Raw genomic sequence first — 25,371 nt, 5'->3', positions numbered from 1 at the left:
ACCCGTCAGTAGCTACTCCCTGCAGAGAGGATCTCCGGCTCGTGAGCGAGGAAACCGCCGTGGACCGCGGCCCGGTGCGCCAGGTGCTGGCGCGGGCCGGCCTGGCGCTGGCCGCCCTGCTGGTGCTCGTCGCGCTGGTGGTGCCCGGCGAACCGGACCGGCTGACCCCGGGCGCGTTCGCGCGGCTGCCGGTGGAGGCGCTGGCCGGGGTCGCGCTGGTGCTCGTGCTGCCGGTGCGCCCGCGCCGGGTGCTCGCCGTGCTGGCCGGGGCGTTCCTCGGGCTGCTCACCGTCGTGAAGCTGATCAACATGGGCTTCCTCGTCGCGCTGGACCGCCCGTTCAACCCGGTGTTCGACTGGAACCTCTTCGGCCCCGCGATGGACCTGCTCATCGCCTCGCTGGGCGAGACGGCGGCGGCCGTGGCGGTCTGCGGGCTCGTGCTGCTCGCGCTCGCGCTGGTCGCCGGGCTGACCCTGTCGGCGGTGCGGCTGGCCCGGCTGGTCGCCGGGCACCGCACGGCCTCGACCAGGGCGGTGTCCGTGCTCGGCGTGATCTGGATCTTCTGCGCGGTGTTCGGCGTGCAGCTGGTGCCCGGGGAACCGGTGGCCGCCAACAGCGCGGTCGCCTTCGCCTACGACGACCTGCGCCAGGTGCGCGCGGATCTGCTGGACCAGGGGGCCTTCGCCGAGGAGTCCGCCGCACCCGACCCGTTCGGCGCGGTCCCCGGCGAGCAGTTGCTGACCGCGTTGCGCGGCAAGGACGTCGTGCTCACCTTCGTCGAGAGCTACGGCCGGTTCGCCGTGCAGGATTCGGATGTCGCGGCCCGGATCGGCCCGCTGCTCGACGAAGGCACGAACCGCCTGCGCGCGGCCGGGTTCGGGTCCCGCAGCGCGTTCCTCACCTCGCCGACCACCGGCGGCGGAAGCTGGCTCGCGCACTCGACGCTGCAGTCCGGGCTCTGGATCAAGAACGAGCAGCGCTACGACAGCCTGTTCGCCACCGACCGGCTCACCCTCGGCGGCGCGTTCCAGCGAGCGGGCTGGCGCACGGTCGGTGACGTCCCGGCGCACACGCGGGACTGGCCGGAAGGCGAGTTCTACGGCTACGACCAGTACTACGACGCACGCAACGTCGGCTACCAGGGCCCGTCCGAGTCCTACGTGACGATGCCCGACCAGTTCACGCTTTCGGCCTTCCACCGCGCCGAACGCGCGGCCCCGCACGCGCCGCTGATGGCCGAGATCGACCTGGTGTCGAGCCACTGGCCGTGGTCGCCACCGCCGCCGGTGCTCGACTGGAACGCCGTCGGCGACGGCTCGGTCTACCACTCGCTGATGCGCCCGCCGGTCGAGGGCCTGTGGTCCGACCCGGCGCTGATCCGCGGTGCCTACACCGAGACCATCGAGTACTCGCTGACCTCCCTGCTGTCCTATGTGGAGACCCACGGCGGCGACGACCTGGTGCTGGTCTTCCTCGGCGACCACCAGCCGTCGACCATGGTCACCGGGGAAGGGGCCGACTGGGACGTGCCGATCACCATCGTGGCGCGCGATCCCGCCGTGCTCGACCGCGTGGCCGGGTGGGGCTGGCACGACGGTCTGCGGCCGGGTCCGCAGGCGCCGGTGTGGCCGATGGACGAGTTCCGCGACCACTTCCTGACCGCCTTCGCGAGGTGAGCACCTTGCCGAGGGCGGCCGAATCGGCATACTCTCAACATCGAGATGGTGTGAACATTTGAAATGCGGGGAGTTCTTCCGGATGGCAGCCGAGCAGGCACCGAGGTGCTCCTTCTGCGGGCGGGCGCAGCAACTGGTGCGGCGGCTGATCGCCGGTCCGTCCGGCGTGCACATCTGCGACGAGTGCGTCGGCGAGTGCACCGAGCTGGTCGGCGAGGAGACCGTGGCCCCCGAACCGGCGGAAGCGCCCCGCCCGCAGGAGATCCGCGAGTACCTCGACCGGTACGTGGTCGGGCAGGAGAACGCCAAACGCGCGCTGGCGGTGGCGGTCTACAACCACTACAAGCGGATCGAACGCGGGGCTGCGCCCGCCGGGAAGCACGCCAAGGAGGAGCCGGTCGAGCTCGGCAAGTCCAACGTGCTGCTGCTCGGGCCGACCGGCTGCGGCAAGACCCACCTGGCCCGCACGCTGGCGAAACTGCTGAACGTGCCGTTCGCCAGCGCCGACGCCACCGCGCTCACCGAAGCGGGGTACGTGGGTGAGGACGTGGAGAACATCCTGCTCAAGCTGATCCAGGCCGCCGACTACGACATCGCGCGGGCCGAGACCGGCATCATCTACCTCGACGAGATCGACAAGATCGCCCGCAAGTCGGAGAACCGGTCGATCACCAGGGACGTCTCCGGTGAGGGCGTGCAGCAGGCGCTGCTGAAGATCCTCGAAGGCAGCACGGTCTCGGTGCCGCCGCAGGGCGGGCGCAAGCACCCGCACCAGGAGAACCTCCGGATCGACACGACGAACGTGCTGTTCATCGCGGCCGGGGCGTTCGACGGCCTCGAGCGCGTCGTCGGCGAGCGGACGGGCAGGCGCGGCCTGGGGTTCGGCGCGGAGGTCCGGCAGGCGCCCGAGGCCTCGGCCCACGTGCTGCCCGAGGATCTGATGCGCTTCGGCCTGATCCCCGAGTTCGTCGGCAGGCTGCCGATCGTGACGAAGGTGGAGCCGCTCGACCGCCCGACGCTGGCCCGCATCCTCACCGAACCACGCGACGCCCTGCTCAAGCAGTACCGCAGGTTGCTCGCGCTCGACGGCGTCGAACTGCGGTTCACCGACGACGCGGTCGACGCGATCGCCGAGCAGGCGCTGTTGCGCGGCACCGGTGCGCGGGCGACGCGGGCGGTGCTCGAAGAAGTCCTGCTACCGGTGATGTACGAGGTGCCGAGCCGTGACGACATCGCCGAGGTGATCATCGGCCGCGACACCGTGCTGGACCGGGTGCGCCCGGCGCTGGTGCCACGCGCGCGGCACAGCCGGTCGGCCTGAGGGGGTCAGGGCTTGGGTTTGGGGCGCACGCGGTCCCGTTCCCAGCGCAGGAACATCCCGGAAGCCGCGGAAACGCTGGTGAGCAGCCAGACCAGCACCCCGGCGTCGTCCGTGACGCCGATGATCGGCAGCAGCTCGGGCAGGATGTCGATCGGCGAGACCAGGTACACCAGCGCGAAACCCCACAGCGCCAGACGGCTCTTCGGCAGCCCGTCATAGCCCTCGCGCCGGGACCGGAGCAACCGGGGCAGCGCCTTCGCCCGGTCTACCACGTTCCCGACCGGCACCGGCTCACCGGCGGCGATCTTGCGCCGCCGTTTCGCGGACCGCCAGGCCAGGCCACCCGCGAACAGCGCCACACCGGCGACCGCCAGCCCGATGCCGAACCCGGTGGCCGGCAGGCCGAGCACGTCGGCGTCGCGGAACAGCAGGGTCGACACGCCCAGCAAGACGAGCAGAACTCCCAGTAGGGCCACGAGGCCAATGTTAGGCGCTCGTGCCCGAACGCGTTACCTGAGTGAGATCAGCGGGCCCCGGTGCCGTCCGGCCAGTACGTCGCCGTGGCACTGCTGGGGCGCGCACCAGCAGCCGAGCGCCCGGCCGCGCAGTTCACCGAGGCCCAGCCGCCGCAGCAGGTGCGGCTGGGCGTCCAGCCATTCCTCGTACAACAACACCGACCGCGACCGGTCGGTCCTCGCCTCGGCGACGAAGGGGCTGGCGAAATCCGACTCGGGCCAGTCGTGCCGGGTGCCCGCGTGACCGATGTAGACCAGCAGCCCGGCTTCGGTCAGCCACGGCACGAGCCGCCGGTGCGGCCCGTTCTTCCGCACGTTGACCACGGTCGCCTGCCCGCCCAGCACGCGGGCGGCACGTTCCTGCTCGTCCTCGGTCCACCGTGACGCCTGCTCCGGCAGTCCGCTGCACGTCATGGCCCCACCCTAGGGCCGCGGCCGGGCGGAGCAACTTGATCAAGCGGAGCCGCGAAGAACCGCCGCAAATCCCCGGTCAGCAGCTCCGGGGCCTCCATCGCCGGGTTCGCTCCGCGTCGACGCCCAGAAATCCTGCATGAGCGTCGGCGAAGACGGCCCGTCCATGGCGATCTGGGTGAGCAGGATGGTCACCAGGCCGGTCGAAGGGACCAGGTGGGCCGCAGTCCCGGTGCCGCCGACCCAGCCGTAGCGGCCCGGCGCGGCCCACGGGTGCAGCGGCTCGACGTCGACCGAGCCGCCGTAGCCCCAGCTCTGACCCTCCAGGAACAGCTCGCTGCCCTCGCGTTGGGCCGGGGTGAGCTGGTCGGTGCGCAGTCGCCGCACGGAGTCCGCCGAGAGCACGTCCTCCCCGTCGGCCAACAACATGCGTGCGAAACGCAGCCAGTCCCGGGCGGTGGAGACGAGCCCGCCCGCGCCGGAGGGGAACGCGGGCATGCGGCTCCACTGCCCGTCGGGACCATCGGCCCGCTCGAAGCCGCCTGCCGCCGCGGCACGGTAGTAAGTGGTGAACCGGTGCCGCTGGGACTCGGGCACCACGAAGCCGGTGTCGGTCATGCCCAGCGGTGCGAAGATCCGCTCGGCCAGGAACTCGGGCAGCGACCGGCCGCTCGCGCGGGCGATCAGCACACCCTGCAGGTCGGAGCAGGTGTGGTAGAGCCACGCCTCGCCCGGCTGGTGCACCAGCGGAACACCGGCCAGCGCGGTCAGCCACTCGCCGGGCGGCGGGACGTGCTGGGGTTCGCGGCCGTCCCGCTGCACCTGGAACAGCGCCTGCACGGCGGGCACGGAGAAGTCGGAGGAGAAGCCGTATCCGGCGGTCGAGGTGAGCAGGTGCTCCACGGTGATCGGCCGGACCGCGGGCACCACGTCGTCGACCGGACCACGCGGGGTGCGCACGACCATCGGCGCTTCGAGCTCCGGCAGCCACTGGGCGATCGGGTCCTGGAGCGCGAGCACACCTTCTTCGATGAGCACCAGCACGGCGGCGGCGACGATCGGCTTGGTGATCGAGGCGATCCGGAAGAGCGAGTCCTCCGCCATCGGCGTGGCGGTCTCGACGTCGGCGTGGCCCGCGGTCCGTACCTCCACGTGGTCCCCGCGCGCCACCAGCGCCACCGCGCCGGGCACCGCACCCTTCGCGACGTGGGTGTCCAGCAGTTCCTGCAACTCGTCATCCATCAATCCGTCCTTCCTTCATCAGGACAGACCGGCGGCGAACCGCGAACTCATCGGCGTACCTCCCTACGATGGCGGTATGACACGGGTGGTGGTGCTGGGCGGCACCGGGCACATCGGCGGTTACCTGATCCCGCGGCTGGTCGCGGCCGGACACGAGGTGGTGGTGCTGAGCCGCGGCAAGGCCGAGCCCTACCGGCCGCACGCGGCCTGGCGCGCGGTCACCGCGGTCAGCGCCGACCGCGACGAGGAGGAACGCACCGGCGCGTTCGGCGCCCGCCTCCGCCAGCTCGCGCCGGACGTGGTGATCGACCTGATCTGCTTCCGGCCGGACAGCGCGCGGCAGCTGGTCGAGGCGCTGCACGGCCGGATCCAGCACTTCCTGCACTGCGGCACGATCTGGGTGCACGGCGCGAGCACCCAGGTGCCGGCCACCGAGGACCTGCCGCGGCGGCCGTTCGGCGAATACGGCGTCGCGAAGGCCGAGATCGAAAGCTATCTGCTGGACCAGGCGCGGCGGCACGGCTTCCCGGTGACCCTGCTGCACCCCGGCCACATCTGCGGTCCCGGCTGGCCGCCGGTGAACCCCGCCGGGAACCTGGACCTCGACGTGTTCCGCAAGCTGGCCGCCGGTGAGGAACTGGTGCTGCCGAACCTGGGCATGGAGACGCTGCACCACGTGCACGCCGACGACGTGGCCCAGTCCTTCACCGCCGCGATGACCCACCGCAGTGTCGCGCTCGGCGAGAGCTTCCACGTGGTGTCCCCGGCGGCGCTGACCCTGCGTGGATACGCCGAAGCCGTCGCGGGCTGGTACGGGCGCGAGGCCCGGCTGTCCTACCTCGGCTGGGAACAGTGGCGCGAGACGGTCGACACGGACTCCGCCGCGCTGACCTGGGACCACATCGCGCACAGCCCGAACGCCGCCATCGGAAAAGCTCGGCGGCTGCTGGAATTCCAGCCGCGGTACAGCTCACTCGAAGCGATCCACGAAGCACTCGAATGGCTCGCGGCCCGAGGCGACCTTCCCGCGCTCAATCCGAATTCGCCTTGAGCAACTTCAGCGGCACGTCGGCGAACCCGGCGGGCAGCGACCGCGGCCCCCAGTGGCCCGGATACGCGGGATGTCCCGGATATCCCGGAAAACCGGGGAATCCGGGATAACCGCGATACGGCTGGCGGTGCCGGTGCAGGAACCGGTCCCCGACGATGGTGCCGAGGTAATCGCCGGTGGTGGTGACCGCGTCGGCATCACGCCAGGGAAACCAGCCGATCCACGCCGCGTGGGAATTGAACAGATAACGATCGTCCGGCTTGCGGCGGAAAGCGATCCACAAACCGGACGAGTCGTAGTAGTGGAGCGCCATCACGCCTCCGTGGTCAGGCCATGCCTTCGGCGCAGGGCGAAGGGGCCCAGTATGCCCGGTTGTGGGCCGTCGACCAGGAAATGAACCCGGTCAGCGCCGAGCCGATGCACCGCTGTGATGTGGAGCGGCATGTGCGGCCGGCCGGAGCTCGGTTGACACCGCGCGCGGGCGGCCAGCTGAATGTTAGCGCTCACATGCCCCGTGATCTCGAGAGAGGACAGCGGTGTCCAGACGATCATCCAGGCTCGTACTCACCTTCGCCGCGCTGACCGCGTTGACGGTCGCGCCCCTTCCGGTGGCCGCGCAGGCCGCGCCCGCCTACACACTCGACATCGATCCGGCCGCCGCCGGGCCCGACCTGCCGCGCAGCATGTACGGCGTTTTCTTCGAGGACATCAACCACGCGGCCGACGGCGGGCTGTACGGCGAACTGGTGCGGAACCGGTCCTTCGAATTCGATCCCGCCGACAACTCCTCGTTCACCGGACTGACCGCGTGGACCGCGGCCACGAATGGCGGTACCGCCCGCGTGCTCGACGACGCGGGCAGGCTCAACGAACGCAACCGGCGTTACCTGAAGCTCGAGGTGACCGGCGGCTCGTTCGGCATCACCAACGGCGGCTACAACGCGGGCTTCGCGATCGAGCGCGGGAAGCAGTACGACTTCTCGGTGTGGGCGCGCGGCGACTCGGCCGCCCCGCTCACCGCGAACCTCACCGATGCCGCCGGTGCCGTGCTGGCGCGGCCGGTGGTGGTCACCGCCCAGGCGGGCCGGTGGGTGAAGTACACCGGCAGCTTCACCGCGCGCGAATCCAGCACCACCGGGCGGCTCACCGTGACCGCCGGCGCGTCGGTCAGCCTGGACATGGTTTCGCTCTTCCCGCGTGACACCTACAAGAACCGGCCCAACGGGTTGCGCCGCGACCTCGCCGAGAAGATCGCCGCGCTGGAGCCGGGTTTCGTGCGGTTCCCCGGCGGCTGCCTGGTCAACACCGGCAGCCACGAAGCCTACGAGGCACCGGACTTCCAGCGGCGGCGGTCCTACCAGTGGAAGGACACCATCGGCCCGGTCGAGGAACGCGCCACCAATGCGAACTTCTGGGGCTACAACCAGTCCTACGGGCTCGGCTACTTCGAGTACTTCCAGTTCGCCGAGGACATCGGCGCGATGGCGCTGCCGGTGGTGCCCGCGCTGGTCACCGGGTGCGGGCAGAACCAGGCCACCGACGACCCGGAACTGCTGCGGCGGCACGTGCAGGACACGCTCGACCTGATCGAGTTCGCCAACGGCCCTGCCGATTCGCCGTGGGGCGCGCGGCGGGCGCAGATGGGTCACCCGGAACCGTTCGGGCTCACGCACCTGGGTGTCGGCAACGAGGAGAACCTGCCGGACGAGTTCTTCGCGCGCTTCACCGAATTCCGCAAGGCGATCAACGAGCGGTACCCGGAGATCACCGTGATCAGCAACTCCGGCCCGGACGACGCCGGGGCCACCTTCGACCGCGCTTGGGAACTGAACCGGGCGGCCGATGTGGACATGGTGGACGAGCACTACTACAACAGTCCACAGTGGTTCCTGGAGAACAACAACCGGTACGACACCTACGATCGGCAGGGGCCGAAGGTGTTCCTGGGGGAGTACGCCTCGCAGGACAACCGGTTCGCGAACTCGCTCGCCGAGGCCGCGTTCATGACCGGGTTGGAACGCAACGCCGACGTGGTGCGGCTGGCTTCCTACGCGCCGCTGCTCGCCGACCGGGACAACAACCAGTGGCGCCCGGACATGATCTGGTTCACCAACTCGGCTTCGTGGGGCTCGACCAGCTACGAGACGCAGAAGCTGTTCATGACCAACGTCGGTGACCGCGTGGTGCCGAGCGAAGCGTCGACCACGCCCATCGTGAACGGCCCGATCACCGGCGCGGTGGGCCTTTCGACGTGGGCGACGAGCGCGCGGTACGACGACGTCACGGTGACCGCGGCCGACGGCACCGGCCTGTTCGCCGACGACTTCTCCGCGGGCGCCGGGAAGTGGACGAACATCAGCGGGCGCGGGAACTGGACCGTGGACGGCGGCTCGTACCTGCAATCCGATGTGGCGGCCGAGAACACCATGGTGACCGCCGGGGACCCGGGGTGGCAGAACTACGACCTGAGCGTCAAGGCCACCAAGGAGGCCGGCGCGGAAGGCTTCCTGGTCGGCTTCGGCGTGCGGGGTTCCGGTGACTACTACTGGTGGAACCTCGGTGGCTGGGCCAACACGCGGTCAGCCGTGGAGAAGGCGACCGGCGGGGGCAAGCAGACCCTGCTGGAGAACGGCACGCGGATCGAACAGGGACGGACCTACGACCTCCGCGTCGAGGTGCGGGACCGCCACGTGACCCTGTTCCTGGACGGCCAGAAGTGGGGCGAGTTCACCGACGACAAGGTGGCCGAACCGTTCCGCCAGGTCGTCACCCGCGACGCGGCGACCGGTGAGCTGATCGTGAAGGTGGTCAACGCCCAGTCCGCGCCCGCCCCCACCCGGATCGACCTCGGCGGCACGCGGATCGCACCGCAGGGCCGGATCACCACCCTGACCGGCGCCCCGGACGCGGTGAACACCGAAACCGCCACCCCCATCCAGCCGGTCGAATCCACTGTGGACAAGCTGTCGTCCACCTTCGACCACACCTTCCCGCCGCACTCGATCACCTTCCTCCGCCTGCACCCGCAGCCGTAGGCGTCCCGCGCGACGGGTGAATGCCATGAGTGGGGCATTACTTGCGTTGAATGCAAGTAATGCCCCACTCATAGCGTTCGGCTCCCCCCACGTTGCTGGCTGGGGACGGTCCCGATGGCTCAGCGCAGGGTCCGTTGGACGCGGTGGTGTTCGGCTGGGTTCAGGGGGAGGACGATGCCGTGGCGCGGGGAGGTGGGCAGGTCGAAGGCGGGGGACATCGTCCAGGTGCCGGAGGTGAGGTCGGTGGTTTCGAAGGGGACGTAACCCCGGCCGCCGAACTCGTCGATGAACAGGTACCACTTGTCCCCGGTGTTCGCCTTGAACACCGTCGGGCCCTCACCCCGGCTGATGGCGCCCTTCCCGATGCAGTCGGCGACGAAGTCCCACGACGGCGCCAGCAGGTCCGCCGAACTCTCCTGCAGCACGAACTTGCTGCACGGCGTGGACGACGACGGGTTCCGCTCGTCCTTGGTGAACCGGTGGTACACCCCGTCCGCGGCGATCACCGTCGAGTCGATCACCGAGTACCCCGGGTCGTTCCACACCCGTGCTTCGCTGAAGTGCACGAAGTCCGTGGTGGTCGCGTACATCATCCGGTTGTAGCTGTCGCCGAGGTGCTGCGGGTCGTTTTCCGCGTACAGCTTCGACGCCCAGAAAACCACGTACGAACCGGTCGCCGCGTTCCAGTAGGCCTCCGGCGCCCAGGTGTTCCCGGCCGTCGGCGGCGAGACCAGCGCCGAGCGCTGCGCCGACCAGTGCACCAGATCGGCCGACTCCCACACCATGATCGACCGGCTGCCGGTGCGCTGCACCTGGTCCCAGTCGCCGTTTCCGTGCATGCGAAGGTCGGTCGCCAGCAGGTAGAACTTCCGGCCGTCCGGCGAGCGCAGCAGGAACGGGTCGCGCACCCCGCGATCACCCAGTGCCGAGGTGAGCACGGGCCGCCCGCCGTTGAGCTCGTCCCAGGCCAGCGGGTCGTCACCGCGGCTGGCGGCGAAGTAGATCTGCTCGCCGTCGGGGGTGCCTTCGCCGGTGAAATAGGCGAACAGGTAACCGGAATACGGCGTGGCCGCGGCGGCGGGCGGTCCCACGACGAGTCCGAAGAGGACAATCAGGCTGAGCAGCAGGCGGGCCGGCATCTTCGGTGATCCTTTCGGCAGCTTCGCACGGTGATGGATCCGAGACTTGACGCGCTTAGTGTTATCGCTAACACTGGCCCGTGTCGAGTAGGGTTCTCCCGGACGGAACAGCCCGGGAACTGGAGGTGGCGTCGGTGGCCAAGCGGATCGAAGCGCGGGAACCCGCGCCCGCCGTGCGATTGCCCGCGCTCACCGACGTGGCCTCGCTGGCCGGCGTCTCGCACATGACCGTCTCCCGCGTGATCAACGAGACCGGTCCGGTCCGCGCGGAAACCCGGGAAAAGGTGCTGGCGGCCATCGAGGAACTGGGCTACCGGCCCAACTCCACCGCTCGCGCGCTGGCCACCGGCCGGTCGCGCAACCTCGGCGTGGTCGCGCTGGACTCCACCCTGTTCGGCCCGGCCAGCACCCTGTTCGGGGTGGAGCTCGCGGCCCGTGAAGCCGGTTACGGCATCGCCATCGCCAGTGTCAGCGACCCGCGGCGGGACGCCATCGCGCAGGCGGTGGACAGCCTGCGCCGCCAGGCCGTCGAAGGCGTGGTGGTGATCGCCCCGCACGTGGCGGCCAAACCGGCGCTGCGGGCGGCTCCGGCGGGCATCCCGCTGGTCGCCGTGGCCGACACCGACCGGGCCTCCATCCCGGTGGTGTCGGTGGACCAGCGCGACGGGGCCCGTCAGGTCACCGAGCACCTGCTGGGTCTCGGCCACCGCACGGTCTGGCACGTCGCGGGCCCGGCGGACTGGCTGGAGGCACGGGCGCGGGAACAGGGCTGGCGGCGCACGCTCAAGCGGCACGACGCGGAACCACCGCCGGTGCTGCGGGGTGACTGGAGTCCCCGATCGGGTTACGAAGCGGGCAAGCGGTTGCTGGGCGAACGCGACCTCACCGCGGTGTTCGTCGCCAACGACCAGATGGCGCTGGGCCTGCTGCGGGCGTTCTCCGAAGGGGGCCGGTCGGTGCCGGGCGAGGTGCACGTCGCCGGGTTCGACGACGTGCCGGAGGCCGCGTTCTTCTCCCCGCCGCTGACCACCGTGCGGCAGGACTTCATCGAGGTGGGCAGGCGCACGTTCGGCCTGCTGCAGGAACAGATCGAGGGGGCGGCCGCGCCGGCGCGCTCCCTGGTGCCGGCGGAACTGGTCGTCCGCGAGAGCACCGGCGCGTAGGCCGTCCGGGGCAGTGCCTTGCCCCGACCGGCTCGCAGCCGAATGTTAGCGATAACAGTATTCCGGATCAGTGTGGATCGAGGAGTGAGAGCCGTGAAGCGAAGGATGTGGGCCGTGTGGTCGGCGGCGATCGTGGGGCTGAGCGTGCTGGCCGGGTGCGGGGGTGGGGGTGGCGGCACCCAGGCGGGCGGCGACGGACCGCTGACCATCGGCTTCTCCCAGGTGGGCGCGGAGAGCGGCTGGCGAACGGCCAACACCCAGTCGATCCAGGAGGCCGCCGCGGCGGCCGGGGTGGACCTGAAGTTCTCCGACGCGCAGCAGAAGCAGGAGAACCAGATCAAGGCGATCCGCTCGTTCATCCAGCAGCGGGTGGACGTGATCGCCTTCTCGCCGGTGGTGGAATCCGGCTGGGACACCGTGCTCAAGGAGGCCAAGACGGCCAACATCCCGGTCATCCTCACCGACCGCGCGGTGGACTCGCCCGACACCACGCTCTACAAGACCTTCCTGGGGTCCGACTTCGTCGCCGAGGGCCGCAAGTCCGGTGAGTGGCTGACCAAGGAGTTCGGCGCGGCCACCGGTCCGGTGCGCATCGTGGAACTGCAGGGCACCACCGGCTCCGCCCCGGCGAACGACCGCAAGGCCGGGTTCGCCGAGGTGATCGGCAAGGACCCGAAGTTCCAGGTGGTCGCCTCGCAGACCGGGGAGTTCACCCGGTCCAAGGGCAAGGAAGTGATGGAAGCCTTCCTGAAGTCGCAGGGCAAGATCGACGTGCTCTACGCGCACAACGACGACATGGCGCTCGGCGCGATCGAGGCCATCGAGGGCGCCGGGCTCAAGCCGGGCACCGACGTCAAGATCGTCTCGGTGGACGGCGTGCGCGACGCGCTGCAGGCGCTGGCCGACGGCAAGATCAACTTCGTGGTCGAGTGCAACCCGCTGCTCGGCACCCAGTTGATGGACCTGGCCAAGAAGGTGGCCGCCGGCGAAGCGGTGCCGCCGCGGGTGGAGACCCAGGAAACCGTGTTCGACCAGGCGGCGGCGAAGGCCGCGCTGCCCGAGCGCAAGTACTGAGGCAGGCCTCCCGGCGCCGGCCGCCGTCCGGCGCCGGGATCCCACTCCCGAAACGAGGGGCAGCATGACTGGTCCGCCGATCCTGACCATGACCGGCATCCGCAAGCAGTTCCCCGGGGTCGTCGCGCTCGACGACGTCGGTTTCCGCCTGTACCCCGGCGAGGTGCACGCGCTGATGGGCGAGAACGGCGCGGGCAAGTCCACGCTGATCAAGGTGCTCACCGGCGTGTACGACATCGACGCCGGCGGGATCGAGCTGGGCGGCGAACCGGTCGCCTTCAGCGGCCCCGCGCAGGCCCAGCGCCACGGCATCAGCACGGTGTACCAGGAGGTCAACCTCTGCCCGAACCTTTCGGTGGCGGAGAACATCTTCCTGGGCCGGGAACCGCGGCGGTTCGGCCGCATCCAGTGGAAGCCGATGCGCAGGCGCGCGGCGGAACTGGTGCGACGGCTGGACCTGGACCTCGACGTGACCAGCGAACTGGGCGGGCACTCGCTCGCGGTGCAGCAGCTGGTGGCGATCGCCAGGGCGATGGAGGTCTCCGCGCGGGTGCTGGTGCTCGACGAGCCGACGTCCAGTTTGGACACCGGCGAGGTGGACAAGCTGCTCGGCGTGCTCCGCGGGCTGCGCGCGGACGGCATGGCCATCCTGTTCGTCTCCCACTTCATCGACCAGGTCTTCGCCATCGCCGACCGGATGACCGTGCTGCGCAACGGGAAGCTGGTCGGGGAGTACGTCGCGGGCGAGATCACCCCGGTGGCGCTGGTGACCAAGATGATCGGGCGTGAGCTGGGCACCCTGGAGGAACTCGAGGAGCCGCGCCGTGACTGGGACCCGGCGGAGAAAAAACCGTTCGCCACGGCGACCGGACTGGGGCGCAAGGGCGCGATCGAGCCGTTTTCGCTGACCATCCGCGAAGGTGAGGTCGTCGGCCTGGCCGGGCTGCTCGGTTCCGGGCGCACCGAACTCGCGCGGTTGTTCTTCGGGGCCGACCACAGTGACGAAGGCACGCTCGAACTGGCGGGCCGGAAGACCACGCTGCGCACCCCGCGGGCCGCGATGTCCGCCGGAGTGGCGTTCTGCTCGGAGAACCGCAAGGCCGAGGGCCTCATCGAAGACCTCACCGTGCGCGAGAACATCATCCTGGCGCTGCAGGCGAGCCGCGGCTGGACCCGCCCGATCTCGCGACGCCGCCAGGACGAACTGGCCAAGAAGTACATCTCCGCGCTGGGCATCCGCCCGGCCGATCCGGACGCGCCGGTGGGCACGCTGTCGGGCGGCAACCAGCAGAAGGTGCTGCTCGCCCGCTGGCTGATCACCGAACCGCGGCTGCTCATCCTGGACGAGCCCACGCGCGGCATCGACGTCGGCGCGAAGGCCGAGATCCAGAAGCTGGTGGCCGAACTGGCCGACGGCGGCATGGCGGTGTTGTTCATCTCCGCCGAACTGGAGGAGGTGCTGCGGCTGAGCCACCAGGTGGCGGTGCTGCGCGACCACCGGATGGTCGACTGCCTGCCGAACTCCGGGCTGACGCCGGAGGCCATCATGCGCACGATCGCCGAAGGAGCGCCGTCATGAGCAAGTACCGGCTGTTCTGGCCCGCGGCCGCGCTGGTGGCGCTGCTGCTGGTCAACCTCTGGCTCTCGCCGTCGTTCTTCGCCATCCAGATCCGCGACGGCCACCTCTACGGCACCCTGATCGACATCCTGCGCTTCGGCGCGCCGCTGATCCTGGTCGCGCTCGGCATGACGCTGGTGGTGGCCACCGGCGGCATCGACCTCTCGGTGGGCTCGGTGGTCGCCATCGGCGCCGCGGTCGCCTGCTCGCAGATCAGCACACTGCCCGACCAGAACGCGGCGGGCGGGATGTTCGGCGCGCTCGGCATCTCCCTGGCGCTGTGCCTGGTACTGGGGCTGTGCAACGGTTTCCTGGTCTCGGTGATCGGGATCCAGCCGATCATCGCCACGCTGATCCTGATGGTCGCCGGGCGAGGGCTCGCGCAGCTGGTCACCGGCGGCCAGATCATCACCGTGGACTCCGACCCGTTCCGGGTGCTCGGCGGCGGCTACTGGTTCGGCCTGCCCGCGCCGATCCTGATCGCGCTCGGCATGGTCGCCGCGACCGCGCTGGTGGTCCGCCGGTCCGCGCTCGGCCTGCTGGTCGAATCGGTCGGCGGCAACCCGGAGGCGAGCAGGCTGGCCGGCGTCCGCGCCCGCGGCCTGCTCACCCTGGTCTACGTGTTCTGCGGGCTCTGCGCGGGCCTGGCCGGGTTGATGATCAGCTCGAACGTCTCCAGCGCCGACGGCAACAACGCCGGGCTGTGGATCGAGCTGGACGCGATCCTGGCCGTGGTCATCGGCGGCACGCTGCTCTCCGGCGGGCGGTTCTCGCTCGGCGGCACGGTGCTCGGCGCGCTGCTCATCCAGACCCTGTCCACCACCGTCTACACCGTCGGCGTGCCGCCGGAGTCGACCCTGCTGGTCAAGGCGCTCGTGGTCACCGTCGTCTGCCTGGTGCAGTCCCCGGCGTTCCGGGCCCGGTTGCGGCGGCGGAAGAAGCCACCCGCGCCGGCTCCCGCGGACCGCGAGGCGAAGGTCGAGGTGCCGGCATGAGCACGGTCACCACCCCCGCCCCGGTGCGCGGTGGCTGGCGGCAGGCGCGGTACCTGCCGATCGCCGCCTCGCTGGCCCTGCTGATCGCGGCCTACACCTTCGGCGCGACCCGTTACCCGGCCTTCGGGGACGGCCAGGTCGTGCTGAACATCCTGATCGACAACGCCTTCCTGCTGGTGGTCGCCGCCGGGATGACCTTCGTGATCCTAACCGGTGGCATCGACCTGTCCGTCGGCTCGGTGGTGGCGCTGTCCACCGTGCTCTGCGCGGAACTGCTGCGGGCCGGGCTGCCCGCGCCGGTGGTGATGCTCGCGGTGCTCGCCGCGGGCGCGGTGCTCGGCCTCGGCATGGGGTCGATCATCCACTACTTCGAGATCCAGCCGTTCATCGTCACGCTGGCGGGCATGTTCCTGGCCAGGGGGATCAGCTACACGCTGAGCACGGAGTCGGTCTCGCTGGACGACCCGCTGTTCGTCGCGATCGCGCAGACACCGGTGGAACTGCCGGGTGGGCTGCGCGTCTCGGTCAGCGTGCTGATCGCGGTGGCCGTGCTGCTGGTCGCCGGGTACGTGCTGCACTACACGCGGCTCGGGCGCACGGTCTACGCGATCGGCGGCAGCAACCGGTCGGCGCTGCTGATGGGGTTGCCGGTGGCGCGCACGCGGGTCGGCGTCTACACAATCAGCGGGTTCTGCTCGGCGCTCGGCGGGATCCTGCTCACCTTCTACACGCTGTCGGGCAATTCCTCGCACGCGGTCGGCATGGAACTCGACGCGATCGCCGCGGTGGTCATCGGCGGCACCATCCTCACCGGCGGCTCGGGGTACCTGGCAGGCACCGTGCTCGGCGTGCTCGTGCTGGGTGTCATCCAGACGCTGATCACCTTCGAGGGCACACTGAGCTCGTGGTGGACGAAGATCGTGATCGGGGCGCTGTTGCTGGTGTTCATCCTGTTGCAGCGGCTCATCGTGGGTCGTGCCCGGTGAACCGGTCGGTGTGGATCGACCGGCCGGGTGAGCTGGTGGTGCGCTCGGGCGAGGTGCCCTCGCCGGGGCCGGGGGAGGCGCTGGTCCGGGTCGCGTGGTCCGGCATCTGCGGGTCCGACCGCGAGATCATGCAGGGCACGCGGCCCGCGGAGTACGTGCGGTACCCGGTGGTGCCGGGGCACGAGTGGTCGGGCCGGGTGGCGGCGGTCGGCGACGGGGTCGGCGCGGACCTGGTCGGTGCGCCGGTGGTCGGTGAGGGCATCCGGTCGTGCCAGGTGTGCCCGGCGTGCCGTCGCGGCGACACCAACCTCTGCGACGGCCCGTACGAGGAGACCGGGTTCACCCAGCCGGGTGCCTGGGCCGACCACCTGGTGGTGCCCGCGCGGCTGCTGCACCGGCTGCCGGAGACCGCGGACCTGCGTGCGGCGGCGGGCCTCGAACCCGCGGCCTGCGTGGCCGCGGCGTGCCTGAAGCTCGCCGTGCAGCCGGGGGAGCGGTGTGCCGTGGTCGGGGCGGGCATGCTCGGCCTGCTCGCCGTGCAGTTGCTGCGGGCGGCGGGCGCGGGGGAGATCGTCGTGGTCCACACGCGCCGCGACCGGGCCGCATTGGCGACCCAGTGCGGTGCCGATTCGCTGGTGCTGCCCGCGGAGCTGGACTCGCTGGCGGGTTCGTTCGACGCGGTCCTGGAAGCCGCGGGCGCGCCGGGCACGGCCTTCAACGCGGTGGCCTTGTCCCGGCGAGGTGGCCGCGTGGCACTGACCGGCATCCCCGGCGCCGAGGACCAGCCACTGGACCCGGTGACCTTGGTGCTGAACGAGATCACCGTGCACACCGTCTTCGGCGCGCCTCCGCGTGCCTGGACCCACGCCGTCCGGGCCTTCGCCTCGGGCGCACTCGACCCGGGCCTGCTGGTCACCCACGAGGTCTCCCTGGACGACGCCCCCGAGGCGTTCCGGATCCTCGCCGAGGAACGGCACAAGGCGGTGAAGGTGCTGCTCGCTCCGTGACTCGTGGGCTGTTCGAGATTTCGGACGGGCGGGTAGAGTGACGGGATCACCTGCCCAGGAGGTCCCATGAGCCGTGCGGTCCCGGCGGTCAGCCGTGCACTGGACATCCTCGAACTGTTCCGCGCCGAGGAGGAACTGAGCGCGCCGCAGATCGTGACGCGGCTGGGGTTGCCGCGCACCACGGTGCACGAGCTGCTGAACACCCTGGCCGACCGCGGCTACCTCAACCGGCTCGGGGACGAGGGGACGCGGTACCGGCTCGGCGTGCGGTTGTTCGAGCTCGGTGGGGCGTACGAGTCGCGTTTGGACCTGGCGCGCGAAGGAACCGTCGCGGCGGCGGTGGTTTCCGCGCGCAGCCAGGAAACCGTGCACGTGGCCGTGCGTGACGGCGACGAGGTGCTCTACGTGGCCAAGACCGACAGCACGCATTCCGTGCGCATGGTTTCGGCGGTCGGCAGGCGGCTCCCGGCACACTGCACCGCGGTCGGCAAGATGCTGCTGTCTTCCTTGTCCCGCACCGAATTCGACGTGCTGTACCCGCCGGGACGGCAGCTGGCCAAGATGACCGCGCGCAGCCTGGGCACGCCCGCGGAGCTGTGGCAGGCGCTCGACCGGGTGCGCACCGACGAACTGGCGCACGAGTTCTGCGAATCGAATGACGCGGTCAGCTGCGTGGCCGCGCCGGTCCACGACCGCACCGGCGCGATGGTGGCCGCGCTCAGCCTGTCGGTTCCGGTGCACCGCTGGACCTCCGTGCCCGGCAGCCAGTGGGACGAGTGGGCCCGCGAAGGCGCCGCCCACCTCTCGCTTTCACTGGGGGCTCCGGCGAAACCCGCCCGGTGAACACCATCCGGGATACCGAACGGCGTCCGATCGGCTCTTGACGCTGCGAGTGTTAGCGCTCACAGTTGAGGGCGTCGTCGCTGTCGAAGGGACAGTTCAATGCCGAACCCCCATCGCTCCGCCGCTTTCACCCGCCGTGGCGCCCTGCGCGCCGGGGCGGCACTGGCCACCGCCGGCGCGTTCGCCGGCGTCACCCCCGCGTTCGCCGCGGGCAACACCCGGCAGGTGGTGAACCCGCTGATCCGGCAGCGTGCCGACCCGTTCATCACGCGCCACCGCGGCCAGTACTACTTCACCGCTTCCGTTCCCGAGTACGACCGCGTGATCATCCGCGCCTCGCCCACCATCGGCGGCCTGGCGGGTGCCCAGGAGGTCACCGTGTGGCGGCGCCCGGCCAGTGGCGTGATGGGCGGGCACATCTGGGCGCCGGAACTGCACCGCATCGACGGTCGCTGGTACATCTACTTCGCCGCGGGCAACTCCGACGACGTCTTCCACATCCGCCCGTACGTGCTCACCACCGCCAGCGAGGACCCGCGCGTGGGGCCGTGGACGGTGGCCGGGCGCATCAGCCTGCCGTTGAACACGTTCTCCCTGGACGCCACCACCTTCGCCCACCGCGGCAAGCGGTACCTGAGCTGGGCCCAGCACGACCCGGCACTCGGTCCCGGCACCAGCCTGTACCTGGCCGAGATGTCCTCGCCGGTGGCCATCACCGGCACGCCCACCAAGCTGTCCACGCCCACCTACGACTGGGAAACACGCGGGCACCGGGTCAACGAAGGCGCCGCCGCGCTCATCCGCAACGGCCGCGTGTTCCTCACCTTCTCGGCCAGCGCCACCGACGCGAACTACTGCATGGGCCTGCTGACGGCGAACGAGTCGGCGAACCTGCTCGACCCGGCGTCCTGGCACAAGTCACCGCAGCCGGTGTTCGCCACGAACCGGGCGAACAGCCAGTTCGGCCCCGGCCACAACAGCTTCACCACCGCGGAGGACGGCGCCGACGTGCTCGTCTACCACGCGCGCCAGTACGAGCAGATCACCGGCGACCCGCTGTACGACCCCAACCGCCACACCCGCGTGCAGCGGCTGCGCTTCCACGCGGACGGTTCACCGGACTTCGGCGTGCCGGTGGCCGACGGCCCGGTCGAGCTGTCCCGGCACGCCTGAGCCGGATCAGTCCGAATGCGACAGTCCCCAGCTGCCGGTGAAGGTCTCGCCGGGAGCCAGCGTGAGCAGGCCGTCGCCGGTGTTGAAGGCGTTGGGCGCGCAGGTCATCGGCTCCACGGTGATGCCGAGGCGGGCCGGGCGCCCGGTGCCCGGCACGTCGTCGGTGTAGACCTGCAGGTACCGGTGACCGGCGTCGGCCCACACGGTGACCGTGCGCCCGGACGGCGCGGTCAGCCGCACGGAGGTGGTGCCGTCGGCGTCGGCGGCCAGCCCGGTGTACGCGGTGTCGAGCGCGGTCGTGCCGAGCTTGCGGCCGCCGCGGAAGTCGTACTCGGTGCCCTCGACCGATTCGCGCCCGGTCGGGATGAGGTTCGCGTCGGTCGGGTAGTAGGTGTCCGCGGGCAGGTCGACGATCAGTTCGTCGACGGTGTCGGTGAGCCGGACGTACGGGTGGTAGGCGGCGCCGAAGGGTGCGGGCCCGGTGCCGGTGTTCGTCGCCTGGAGCGTGCAGCGCAGGCCGTCGTCACCGAGGGCGTAGGTCAGTCGCAAGTGGAGGCTGAACGGGTAGCCGTATTGCGGGCGCAAGCGGTGTTCGAGAGTGACCGCGTGCTCGTGCCGCTCGGTGATGTCCCATTCGACCCAGGTGAGCAGGCCGTGCAGGGCGGCGTCGCGCGCCGGTTCGGTGAGGGCGACCTGGTACTCGTGGCCCTCGAAGGTGTAGCGCCCCGCCGCGATCCGGTTGGGCCACGGCGCGATGGCCTTGCCCTGGTGGCTGTCGCCGAGTTCGGCCGGGTCGTGGGTGAGCAGCAGTTCCGTGTCACCGGTCCGCCACGACAGCAGGGTGGCCGCCACCGCGCCGATCACGGCCCGGTCCTCGCCCCAGCCGATCTCGGCGAGTGCTCCGGCGGCGTCGGGCGAAACAGCGGGCATCGGATCTCCTCGTGGTATTTCGAACAGGTGCCGGTATTTCGATGTCCGAACGCTATCCGGCGCCGCCCCGCCGGGTCAAAGGGAGACGGCTGTGGTCCGTGAGATTCCTGCGGTGGCACGCGCGCTCGACGTGCTGGAGTACGCCCTCGCCGAGGGCCGGGTGAGTGCGGGCGAAGTGACCGCGCGGCTGGGCGTGCCCAGAACCACCGCGCACGAGCTGCTCGCCACGCTGGCCGAGCGCGGTTACCTGGCCCGGCCGGCCAAGCGCGCCGCGTACACACTCGGCCCGGGCGTCGGCAAGCTGGGGGAGTCGTGGGCCGTCCGGCGGCGGCTGGAAAGCGAGGGTGAACCGCTCGCCAAGGCACTGGCGGCGTGGTACGGCCACGACGTGGCGATCGCGGTGCCCGCCGGGGAGCGGGTGCGGGTGGTCGCCTGCTCCGGCCCACCGGTCACCGAGGTCGGGGTGCTCGGCCGCGTGCTGGCCGGAAGTACCGGGGTGGAACGGGAAATCGCCGAGGAGGCGGTGCACCTGGCGGCCGGTGTGCTGGGGGCGTGGGGACCGGTGGCGGCGCTCGGCCTGCGGGTCCCGCGCGACTGCTGGCTCCGGGTTCCGGCGCCGCAGTGGGACGCCCGGGTGGCCGCCGGTGCCCGCCGGCTCGGGCGTGTGTTGACGGGCGCGACCACGGCTGTCTAGAGTTTCGAACAGCATCCGAAATATCGAACAGGAGGCGGAATGCCCGCCGACACGCTCCGCGCCGCCACGGTGGCCGCCAGGGAACTGGCCGACTGGCCGCCGGATCGGCTGGCCAAGGCACTGCACCTGGTCGCCGACGCGCTGGCCGCCGCCGGGGACAAACTGGTGCCGATCGCGGCCAGGGAGAGCAATCTGCCGGTGGCCCGGCTGGAGGGCGAACTCGGGCGCACGGTGTTCCAACTCCGGTTGCTCGCCGGGGAGGTGACCGGCGAGCGGTACCGCGAACCGGTGGTCGACCGGGCGGATCCCGGCTGGCCCGCCGGTGGCCGCCCGGACCTGCGCCGCCTGCTGCGGCCGATCGGCCCGGTGCTGGTGTTCGGCGCGAGCAACTTCCCGTTCGCGTTCAGCGTCGCGGGCGGGGACACCGCGTCGGCGCTGGCCGCCGGGTGCCCGGTGATCCACAAAGGACACCCCGGCCACCCGGAACTCGCCGAAGCGACGGCCGCCGTGGTCTCCGCCGCGCTGGGTCGCGCCGGAGCCCCGGACGGCACGTTCTCCTTGCTGCGCGGGGAAGAGGCGGCCCGATCGGCGTTGCAGGCACCCGAGGTGAAGGCCGCCGCGTTCACCGGTTCGCCCGCCGGGGGCCGGGCGCTGTACGCCCTCGCTGCCTCACGGCCGGACCCCATCCCGTTCTACGCCGAGATGGGCAGCGTGAACCCGGTCTTCGTGACGCCGGCCGCGGCGGCCGCGAGGCACGCGGAGATCGCCGCCGGGTACACCGATTCCTACCTGCTCGGCGCGGGCCAGTTCTGCACCAAGCCCGGCATCCTGTTCTACCCCGCGGCCGCGCTGCCCGAGTTCGAAGCGGCCGTGGCCGACCGGGTCCGCGGGCAGGCCGCCGCGACCCTGCTCAACGAACGGATCGCCGAGGCGCATGCGCACCGGCGCGCGGAACTCGCCGCGCACCCGGCGGTCCGCGTCGTCGTATCCGGCGCGGACACCCCGGACGGCACGCGGGCGGCCCTGCTCGCCACGACCCTGCCGGACCTCCGGGCGGCCGGTGAGGTGCTGCTGGCCGAGTGCTTCGGCCCGACCTCGCTGCTCGTCGCCTACGACGGCGAACACGAACTCCTCGCCGCGGCGCGGTTGTTCACCGGTGAGCTGACCGCGACCGTGCACGGCGAAGCGGGGGAGCAGGTCGCCCGGCCACTGGTGCGCAGGCTCGCCGAGTTCGCCGGGCGGGTGGTGTGGAACGGCTGGCCGACCGGCGTCGCGGTCACCCACGCCCAGCACCACGGCGGGCCCGCTCCGGCCGCCACCGGCACCTTCACCTCGGTGGGCACCGCGGCGATCCGGCGGTTCCTGCGCCCGGTCGCCTACCAGAACCTGCCCGGTGAGTTGCTGCCGCCGCCGTTGCGGGACCACGACCATGGCTGAGGCGGTGACCGAAGCACTGGCCTGGCACGGGGAAGGGCCGGTGTGGTGGGAGGACCACCTGGTGTGGGTGGACATGCTCGCCGGAGACGTGCTGAGCCTCGCCCCTTCCGGGCAGGTGACGCGTACGCACGTCGGTTCGGTCGCGGCGGCACTGCGGCCGCGCCGGTCCGGGGGCTGGGTGCTGGCCACCGAACGCGGGTTCGCCCTCGCCGAGGACCTGACCGGGCCGGTCACCGCACTCGGTCCACTGTGGATCGACGAGGGCATCCGGATGAACGACGGCGGCTGCGACCCCGACGGCCGGTTCTACTGCGGCTCGATGGCCTACGACACCAGGAAGGGCGCGGGCGCGTTGTTCCGGCTCGACCCGGACCACGGCGTCGAGCGGGTGCTCGCCGGTGTCACCATCTCCAACGGTTTCGCGTTCAGCCCCGATGGCACCACGGCGTACTACGTGGACACCCCGACCGGGCGGATCGACGCGTTCGACTACGGCCCTGACGGGCTCACCGGCCGCCGGCTGTTCGCGAAGGTCGAGCCCCCCGGCGAGCCGGACGGCCTCACCGTGGACGCCGAGGGCGGCGTGTGGGTGGCGCTGTGGGGTGGCTCGGCGGTGCGCCGCTACGGCCCGGACGGGGTGCTCGACGCGGTCGTCGAACTGCCGGTGAGCCAGGTGACCGCTTGCACCTTCGGCGGACCCGGGTTGACCCGGCTCTACATCACCACTTCCCAGCAGGACGCGGCGCCCGACCACCGGGCCGGGGCCGTGTTCGCCGTGGACCCCGGTGTCGCGGGGCTGCCCGCGCTCACCTTCGCCGGCTGAAACTTCCCAGAAAGGCGCGCCACGTGCAGAGATTCCGCGAGTTGCTCGGCGAACTCGGGTTCGCCGAGTCCGACCACGCCCTGCCCGACAGCACCAAACGCTTCCCGGACGGCGCCCAGTACCGGGTGGAGCTCCCCAGTGTCGAGGGGCCGGAGGTGTTCGACGCCGTGCTCGCCGAGGCGGCCGCGCGCGGGGTGCCGGTGCACCGCGTTTCCCAGGGCAGCGGCGGAATGCTGCTGACCGGGGACGAGCTGACGCGGATGGCGGAGACCGGGGTGGGCGCCCGGACCGAGGTCAGCCTGTTCGCCCGGCCGCTCGCGGGCTGGTCGACCGGCGCCGCCGCACTGGCCTCCGGCGCGGGCGCGCTCGCCGCGCAGGCCAGGGGCACCGAGCAGGTCGTGCACAACCTGGCCGACATCGCGCGGTCCGCGGCCGCGGGGATCCGCAGCGTGCTGATCACCGATCTGGGCACGCTGGAGGTGGCCGCCGCCGCCCGGGAACGCGGGCTGCTCCCGGCGAGCCTGCAGTTCAAGATCAGTGTCCAGATGGGACTGTCCAATCCGGTCTCCATCCGGCTGGCGGAGCGGGTCGGCGCGGACACCTACAACGTGCCCACCGACCTGAGCCTCGGCCAGCTGGCGGCCGTGCGGGCCGCGGTCGACCTGCCGCTGGACATCTACCTCGAGGCACCGGACGACCAGGGCGGGTTCATCCGGCACTTCGAGATCGCCGAAATCGTGCGGGTGGCCGCACCCGTGTACCTCAAGTTCGGCCTGCGGAACTCGCCGAACATCTACCCCAGCGGCACGCACCTGACCGACGTGGCCATCCGGCTGGCCCGCGAACGGGTGCGGCGCGCGGAAATCGGCTTGGCGTTGCTGGCCGAGCACCTGCCGGACGCGGTGATGTCCGAGCTGGGAGCCGAAGGAATCGCACTGCCGGAACCGCTGAACCAGGGAGCTGCCCGATGAAGATCACCGCGGTCGACACCTTCGTGCTCGGCACGCCGTGGCGTGACCTCACCTTCGTCCGCGTCACCACCGACGACGGGCTGACCGGGGTCGGCGAGACCCGCATGCTCGGGCACACCAGGGCGCTGCTGGGTTACCTCGCCGAAGCGGCACCGCGGCACGTGGTCGGGCACGACCCGTTCGACACCGAAGCACTCGTGCAGCGGATGAAGTACGGCGACTACGGGCGCGCCGGCGAGATCGTGATGTCCGGCATCGCGTGCGTGGAGATGGCCTGCTGGGACATCATCGGCAAGGCGCTGGGCCAGCCGGTGTGGCGGCTGCTCGGCGGCAAGGTCCGCGATCGCGTCAAGGCCTACGCCAACGGCTGGTACACAGTGGAGCGCACGCCGGAAGAATTCGCGGCGGCGGCGAAGAAGGTCGTCGAGCGCGGGTACCTCGCGATGAAGTTCGACCCGTTCGGCCCCGGGCAGTGGGAACTGGAACCGGCCGAACGGCGGCGGTGTGTATCGCTGGTCGAGGCGGTGCGCGACGCGGTCGGCCCGGACGTCGAACTGCTGGTGGAGATGCACGGGCGGTTCGCGCCGGCCGAAGCCATCCGGATCGCGCGGATGCTCGAACCGTACGATCCCGCGTGGATCGAGGAACCGGTGCCACCGGCCAACCTCAAGGCGCTGGCGACGGTGGCGGGCAAGGTCACCATCCCGGTGGCCACCGGCGAGCGCATCCACGACCGGGTCGAGTTCCGCGAACTGTTCGAATCCGGTGCGGTGGACGTGATCCAGCCCGACATCGGGCACCTCGGCGGCATCGCCGAGACCCGCAAGCTGGCGGCCACGGCCGAGGCGCACTACACGCTGATCGCGCCGCACAACGTCGGCGGCCCGGTGCTCACCGCGGCCAACCTGCACCTGGCGGCGTGCACGCCGAACTTCAAGATCCAGGAGCACTTCAACGACTTCGCCGACGAGCACGTGAAGCAGGCCGCGCCCGGCCTGCCGGAGGTGGTCGACGGCTACTTCGCGCTGCCGGACGCGCCCGGCCTCGGCGTGGAACTGGATCCCGATTTCATCGGCGAACACCCGTCGACCGGCGCCTTCTTCGACCTGTTCAAGGAAGGCTGGGAACGGCGGGGTACGTCGTAGTCGAAACTTTCGACATGCCTGGCCCCGACCGAGGGTGCGGAAGAGCGAATCCGCTGGTCGATCGCCCCGCTAGTCGGCCGGGGCCAGGCCCAATGCGTTTCGGTATGTTTCCGAAAACTGTT

The 25,371-nt window shown here is 71.0% G+C and carries 23 protein-coding genes; 17 read left to right on the top strand and 6 right to left on the bottom strand.

Features of this window, described 5'->3' with window-relative positions:
- Positions 1 to 41 precede the first annotated feature (41 nt).
- Together L3Q67_RS36745 and clpX are read left to right on the top strand one after the other, a co-directional pair.
- Positions 42 to 1,676 carry an LTA synthase family protein gene (locus L3Q67_RS36745; RefSeq protein ID WP_499186020.1) on the top strand — a complete coding sequence of 545 codons (1,635 nt, stop codon included), beginning with the start codon at positions 42 to 44 and terminating at the stop codon, positions 1,674 to 1,676.
- Between the two features lie 82 nt (positions 1,677 to 1,758).
- Positions 1,759 to 2,997, top strand: a complete 1,239-nt coding sequence (gene clpX / locus L3Q67_RS36740) for an ATP-dependent Clp protease ATP-binding subunit ClpX (protein WP_499186019.1) — start codon at positions 1,759 to 1,761, stop codon at positions 2,995 to 2,997.
- A 5-nt stretch (positions 2,998 to 3,002) separates the two neighbouring features.
- Here the strand turns inward: clpX and L3Q67_RS36735 are convergent, their stop codons facing one another.
- Genes L3Q67_RS36735 through L3Q67_RS36725 form a run of 3 tightly spaced genes read right to left on the bottom strand, consistent with a single transcriptional unit; the run spans position 3,003 to position 5,165 of the window.
- Positions 3,003 to 3,473 carry a YkvA family protein gene (locus tag L3Q67_RS36735; protein ID WP_499186018.1) on the bottom strand — a complete coding sequence of 157 codons (471 nt, stop codon included), beginning with the start codon at positions 3,471 to 3,473 and terminating at the stop codon, positions 3,003 to 3,005.
- 33 nt (positions 3,474 to 3,506) lie between these two features.
- Positions 3,507 to 3,926 (bottom strand): DUF4326 domain-containing protein, encoded by a 420-nt coding sequence (locus L3Q67_RS36730; protein WP_499186017.1) that lies wholly within the window; start codon positions 3,924 to 3,926, stop codon positions 3,507 to 3,509.
- A gap of 39 nt (positions 3,927 to 3,965) precedes the next feature.
- Complete coding sequence (locus L3Q67_RS36725) at positions 3,966 to 5,165, bottom strand: serine hydrolase domain-containing protein (RefSeq protein ID WP_499186016.1); 1,200 nt, start codon at positions 5,163 to 5,165, stop codon at positions 3,966 to 3,968.
- Between the two features lie 76 nt (positions 5,166 to 5,241).
- Between L3Q67_RS36725 and L3Q67_RS36720 the strand changes: the two genes are divergently transcribed.
- A complete protein-coding gene (locus L3Q67_RS36720; RefSeq protein ID WP_499186015.1) occupies positions 5,242 to 6,216 on the top strand; it encodes an NAD-dependent epimerase/dehydratase family protein in 975 nt (324 codons plus the stop codon).
- Here L3Q67_RS36720 and L3Q67_RS36715 read toward each other — a convergent pair.
- Positions 6,197 to 6,529 (bottom strand): hypothetical protein, encoded by a 333-nt coding sequence (locus L3Q67_RS36715; RefSeq protein ID WP_499186014.1) that lies wholly within the window; start codon positions 6,527 to 6,529, stop codon positions 6,197 to 6,199. The genes L3Q67_RS36720 and L3Q67_RS36715 overlap by 20 nt on opposite strands.
- Positions 6,530 to 6,752: 223 nt before the next feature.
- Between L3Q67_RS36715 and L3Q67_RS36710 the strand changes: the two genes are divergently transcribed.
- The gene (locus L3Q67_RS36710) at positions 6,753 to 9,251 is read left to right on the top strand and encodes an alpha-L-arabinofuranosidase family protein (protein WP_499186013.1); all 2,499 of its coding nucleotides are present in this window, start codon (positions 6,753 to 6,755) and stop codon (positions 9,249 to 9,251) included.
- A 119-nt stretch (positions 9,252 to 9,370) separates the two neighbouring features.
- On the opposite strand, the gene L3Q67_RS36705 is transcribed toward L3Q67_RS36710, so the two are convergent.
- Positions 9,371 to 10,390, bottom strand: coding sequence for a glycoside hydrolase family 43 protein (locus L3Q67_RS36705; RefSeq protein WP_499186012.1), 1,020 nt, complete (start codon positions 10,388 to 10,390; stop codon positions 9,371 to 9,373).
- Between the two features lie 224 nt (positions 10,391 to 10,614).
- On the opposite strand from L3Q67_RS36705, the gene L3Q67_RS36700 reads away from it, so the two are divergent.
- The 8 genes from L3Q67_RS36700 (at position 10,615) to L3Q67_RS36665 (ending at position 19,249) form a co-directional block, all read left to right on the top strand.
- Positions 10,615 to 11,553 carry a LacI family DNA-binding transcriptional regulator gene (locus L3Q67_RS36700; RefSeq protein WP_499191726.1) on the top strand — a complete coding sequence of 313 codons (939 nt, stop codon included), beginning with the start codon at positions 10,615 to 10,617 and terminating at the stop codon, positions 11,551 to 11,553.
- A 105-nt stretch (positions 11,554 to 11,658) separates the two neighbouring features.
- On the top strand, positions 11,659 to 12,627 hold the full coding sequence (locus L3Q67_RS36695) for an ABC transporter substrate-binding protein (protein WP_499191725.1): 969 nt from the start codon (positions 11,659 to 11,661) through the stop codon (positions 12,625 to 12,627).
- A 64-nt stretch (positions 12,628 to 12,691) separates the two neighbouring features.
- On the top strand, positions 12,692 to 14,206 hold the full coding sequence (locus tag L3Q67_RS36690) for a sugar ABC transporter ATP-binding protein (protein WP_499186011.1): 1,515 nt from the start codon (positions 12,692 to 12,694) through the stop codon (positions 14,204 to 14,206).
- On the top strand, positions 14,203 to 15,240 hold the full coding sequence (locus tag L3Q67_RS36685) for an ABC transporter permease (protein ID WP_499186010.1): 1,038 nt from the start codon (positions 14,203 to 14,205) through the stop codon (positions 15,238 to 15,240). The genes L3Q67_RS36690 and L3Q67_RS36685 overlap by 4 nt, the downstream gene beginning before the upstream one ends.
- Entirely contained in the window at positions 15,237 to 16,226 is a 990-nt protein-coding gene (gene yjfF, locus L3Q67_RS36680) for an ABC transporter permease family protein (protein ID WP_499186009.1), read from the top strand. The genes L3Q67_RS36685 and yjfF overlap by 4 nt, the downstream gene beginning before the upstream one ends.
- On the top strand, positions 16,223 to 17,233 hold the full coding sequence (locus L3Q67_RS36675; protein ID WP_499186008.1) for a zinc-dependent alcohol dehydrogenase: 1,011 nt from the start codon (positions 16,223 to 16,225) through the stop codon (positions 17,231 to 17,233). Before yjfF ends, L3Q67_RS36675 begins: the two co-directional genes overlap by 4 nt.
- 66 nt (positions 17,234 to 17,299) lie before the next feature.
- Positions 17,300 to 18,076 (top strand): IclR family transcriptional regulator, encoded by a 777-nt coding sequence (locus L3Q67_RS36670; protein WP_499186007.1) that lies wholly within the window; start codon positions 17,300 to 17,302, stop codon positions 18,074 to 18,076.
- A 99-nt stretch (positions 18,077 to 18,175) separates the two neighbouring features.
- Entirely contained in the window at positions 18,176 to 19,249 is a 1,074-nt protein-coding gene (locus tag L3Q67_RS36665) for a glycoside hydrolase family 43 protein (RefSeq protein WP_499186006.1), read from the top strand.
- A 6-nt stretch (positions 19,250 to 19,255) separates the two neighbouring features.
- On the opposite strand, the gene L3Q67_RS36660 is transcribed toward L3Q67_RS36665, so the two are convergent.
- Positions 19,256 to 20,179: an aldose 1-epimerase family protein gene (locus tag L3Q67_RS36660; RefSeq protein WP_499186005.1), complete on the bottom strand. Its 924-nt coding sequence runs from the start codon at positions 20,177 to 20,179 to the stop codon at positions 19,256 to 19,258.
- A gap of 91 nt (positions 20,180 to 20,270) precedes the next feature.
- On the opposite strand from L3Q67_RS36660, the gene L3Q67_RS36655 reads away from it, so the two are divergent.
- From L3Q67_RS36655 to L3Q67_RS36635, 5 genes are read left to right on the top strand one after another with little or no spacing between them, the layout of a single operon-like run.
- On the top strand, positions 20,271 to 20,873 hold the full coding sequence (locus L3Q67_RS36655) for an IclR family transcriptional regulator (protein ID WP_499186004.1): 603 nt from the start codon (positions 20,271 to 20,273) through the stop codon (positions 20,871 to 20,873).
- A gap of 39 nt (positions 20,874 to 20,912) precedes the next feature.
- A complete protein-coding gene (locus L3Q67_RS36650) occupies positions 20,913 to 22,310 on the top strand; it encodes an aldehyde dehydrogenase (NADP(+)) (RefSeq protein WP_499186003.1) in 1,398 nt (465 codons plus the stop codon).
- The gene (locus L3Q67_RS36645) at positions 22,303 to 23,133 is read left to right on the top strand and encodes an SMP-30/gluconolactonase/LRE family protein (RefSeq protein ID WP_499186002.1); all 831 of its coding nucleotides are present in this window, start codon (positions 22,303 to 22,305) and stop codon (positions 23,131 to 23,133) included. The genes L3Q67_RS36650 and L3Q67_RS36645 overlap by 8 nt, the downstream gene beginning before the upstream one ends.
- 23 nt (positions 23,134 to 23,156) lie before the next feature.
- Positions 23,157 to 24,104 carry a hypothetical protein gene (locus L3Q67_RS36640; protein WP_499186001.1) on the top strand — a complete coding sequence of 316 codons (948 nt, stop codon included), beginning with the start codon at positions 23,157 to 23,159 and terminating at the stop codon, positions 24,102 to 24,104.
- Positions 24,101 to 25,249, top strand: coding sequence for a mandelate racemase/muconate lactonizing enzyme family protein (locus L3Q67_RS36635; protein ID WP_499186000.1), 1,149 nt, complete (start codon positions 24,101 to 24,103; stop codon positions 25,247 to 25,249). The genes L3Q67_RS36640 and L3Q67_RS36635 overlap by 4 nt, the downstream gene beginning before the upstream one ends.
- Positions 25,250 to 25,371 lie beyond the last annotated feature (122 nt).

Origin of the sequence: Saccharothrix sp. AJ9571 (genome assembly GCF_021725495.1) — a bacterium.
GTDB lineage: Bacteria > Actinomycetota > Actinomycetes > Mycobacteriales > Pseudonocardiaceae > Amycolatopsis > Amycolatopsis magusensis.
This window is presented reverse-complemented; position numbering and strand designations above follow the sequence as displayed.

What these genes read in the sequence shown, in the direction of transcription:
- clpX (WP_499186019.1), top strand. Translation starts at nt 1,759, where the DNA reads ATGGCAGCCGAGCAGGCACCGAGGTGCTCCTTCTGCGGGCGGGCGCAG.
- L3Q67_RS36730 (WP_499186017.1), bottom strand. Translation starts at nt 3,926, where the DNA reads ATGACGTGCAGCGGACTGCCGGAGCAGGCGTCACGGTGGACCGAGGAC.
- L3Q67_RS36725 (WP_499186016.1), bottom strand. Translation starts at nt 5,165, where the DNA reads ATGGATGACGAGTTGCAGGAACTGCTGGACACCCACGTCGCGAAGGGT.
- L3Q67_RS36720 (WP_499186015.1), top strand. Translation starts at nt 5,242, where the DNA reads ATGACACGGGTGGTGGTGCTGGGCGGCACCGGGCACATCGGCGGTTAC.
- L3Q67_RS36715 (WP_499186014.1), bottom strand. Translation starts at nt 6,529, where the DNA reads ATGGCGCTCCACTACTACGACTCGTCCGGTTTGTGGATCGCTTTCCGC.
- L3Q67_RS36705 (WP_499186012.1), bottom strand. Translation starts at nt 10,390, where the DNA reads ATGCCGGCCCGCCTGCTGCTCAGCCTGATTGTCCTCTTCGGACTCGTC.
- L3Q67_RS36700 (WP_499191726.1), top strand. Translation starts at nt 10,615, where the DNA reads ATGACCGTCTCCCGCGTGATCAACGAGACCGGTCCGGTCCGCGCGGAA.
- L3Q67_RS36695 (WP_499191725.1), top strand. Translation starts at nt 11,659, where the DNA reads ATGTGGGCCGTGTGGTCGGCGGCGATCGTGGGGCTGAGCGTGCTGGCC.
- L3Q67_RS36690 (WP_499186011.1), top strand. Translation starts at nt 12,692, where the DNA reads ATGACTGGTCCGCCGATCCTGACCATGACCGGCATCCGCAAGCAGTTC.
- L3Q67_RS36685 (WP_499186010.1), top strand. Translation starts at nt 14,203, where the DNA reads ATGAGCAAGTACCGGCTGTTCTGGCCCGCGGCCGCGCTGGTGGCGCTG.
- yjfF (WP_499186009.1), top strand. Translation starts at nt 15,237, where the DNA reads ATGAGCACGGTCACCACCCCCGCCCCGGTGCGCGGTGGCTGGCGGCAG.
- L3Q67_RS36670 (WP_499186007.1), top strand. Translation starts at nt 17,300, where the DNA reads ATGAGCCGTGCGGTCCCGGCGGTCAGCCGTGCACTGGACATCCTCGAA.
- L3Q67_RS36665 (WP_499186006.1), top strand. Translation starts at nt 18,176, where the DNA reads ATGCCGAACCCCCATCGCTCCGCCGCTTTCACCCGCCGTGGCGCCCTG.
- L3Q67_RS36660 (WP_499186005.1), bottom strand. Translation starts at nt 20,179, where the DNA reads ATGCCCGCTGTTTCGCCCGACGCCGCCGGAGCACTCGCCGAGATCGGC.
- L3Q67_RS36650 (WP_499186003.1), top strand. Translation starts at nt 20,913, where the DNA reads ATGCCCGCCGACACGCTCCGCGCCGCCACGGTGGCCGCCAGGGAACTG.
- L3Q67_RS36645 (WP_499186002.1), top strand. Translation starts at nt 22,303, where the DNA reads ATGGCTGAGGCGGTGACCGAAGCACTGGCCTGGCACGGGGAAGGGCCG.
- L3Q67_RS36635 (WP_499186000.1), top strand. Translation starts at nt 24,101, where the DNA reads ATGAAGATCACCGCGGTCGACACCTTCGTGCTCGGCACGCCGTGGCGT.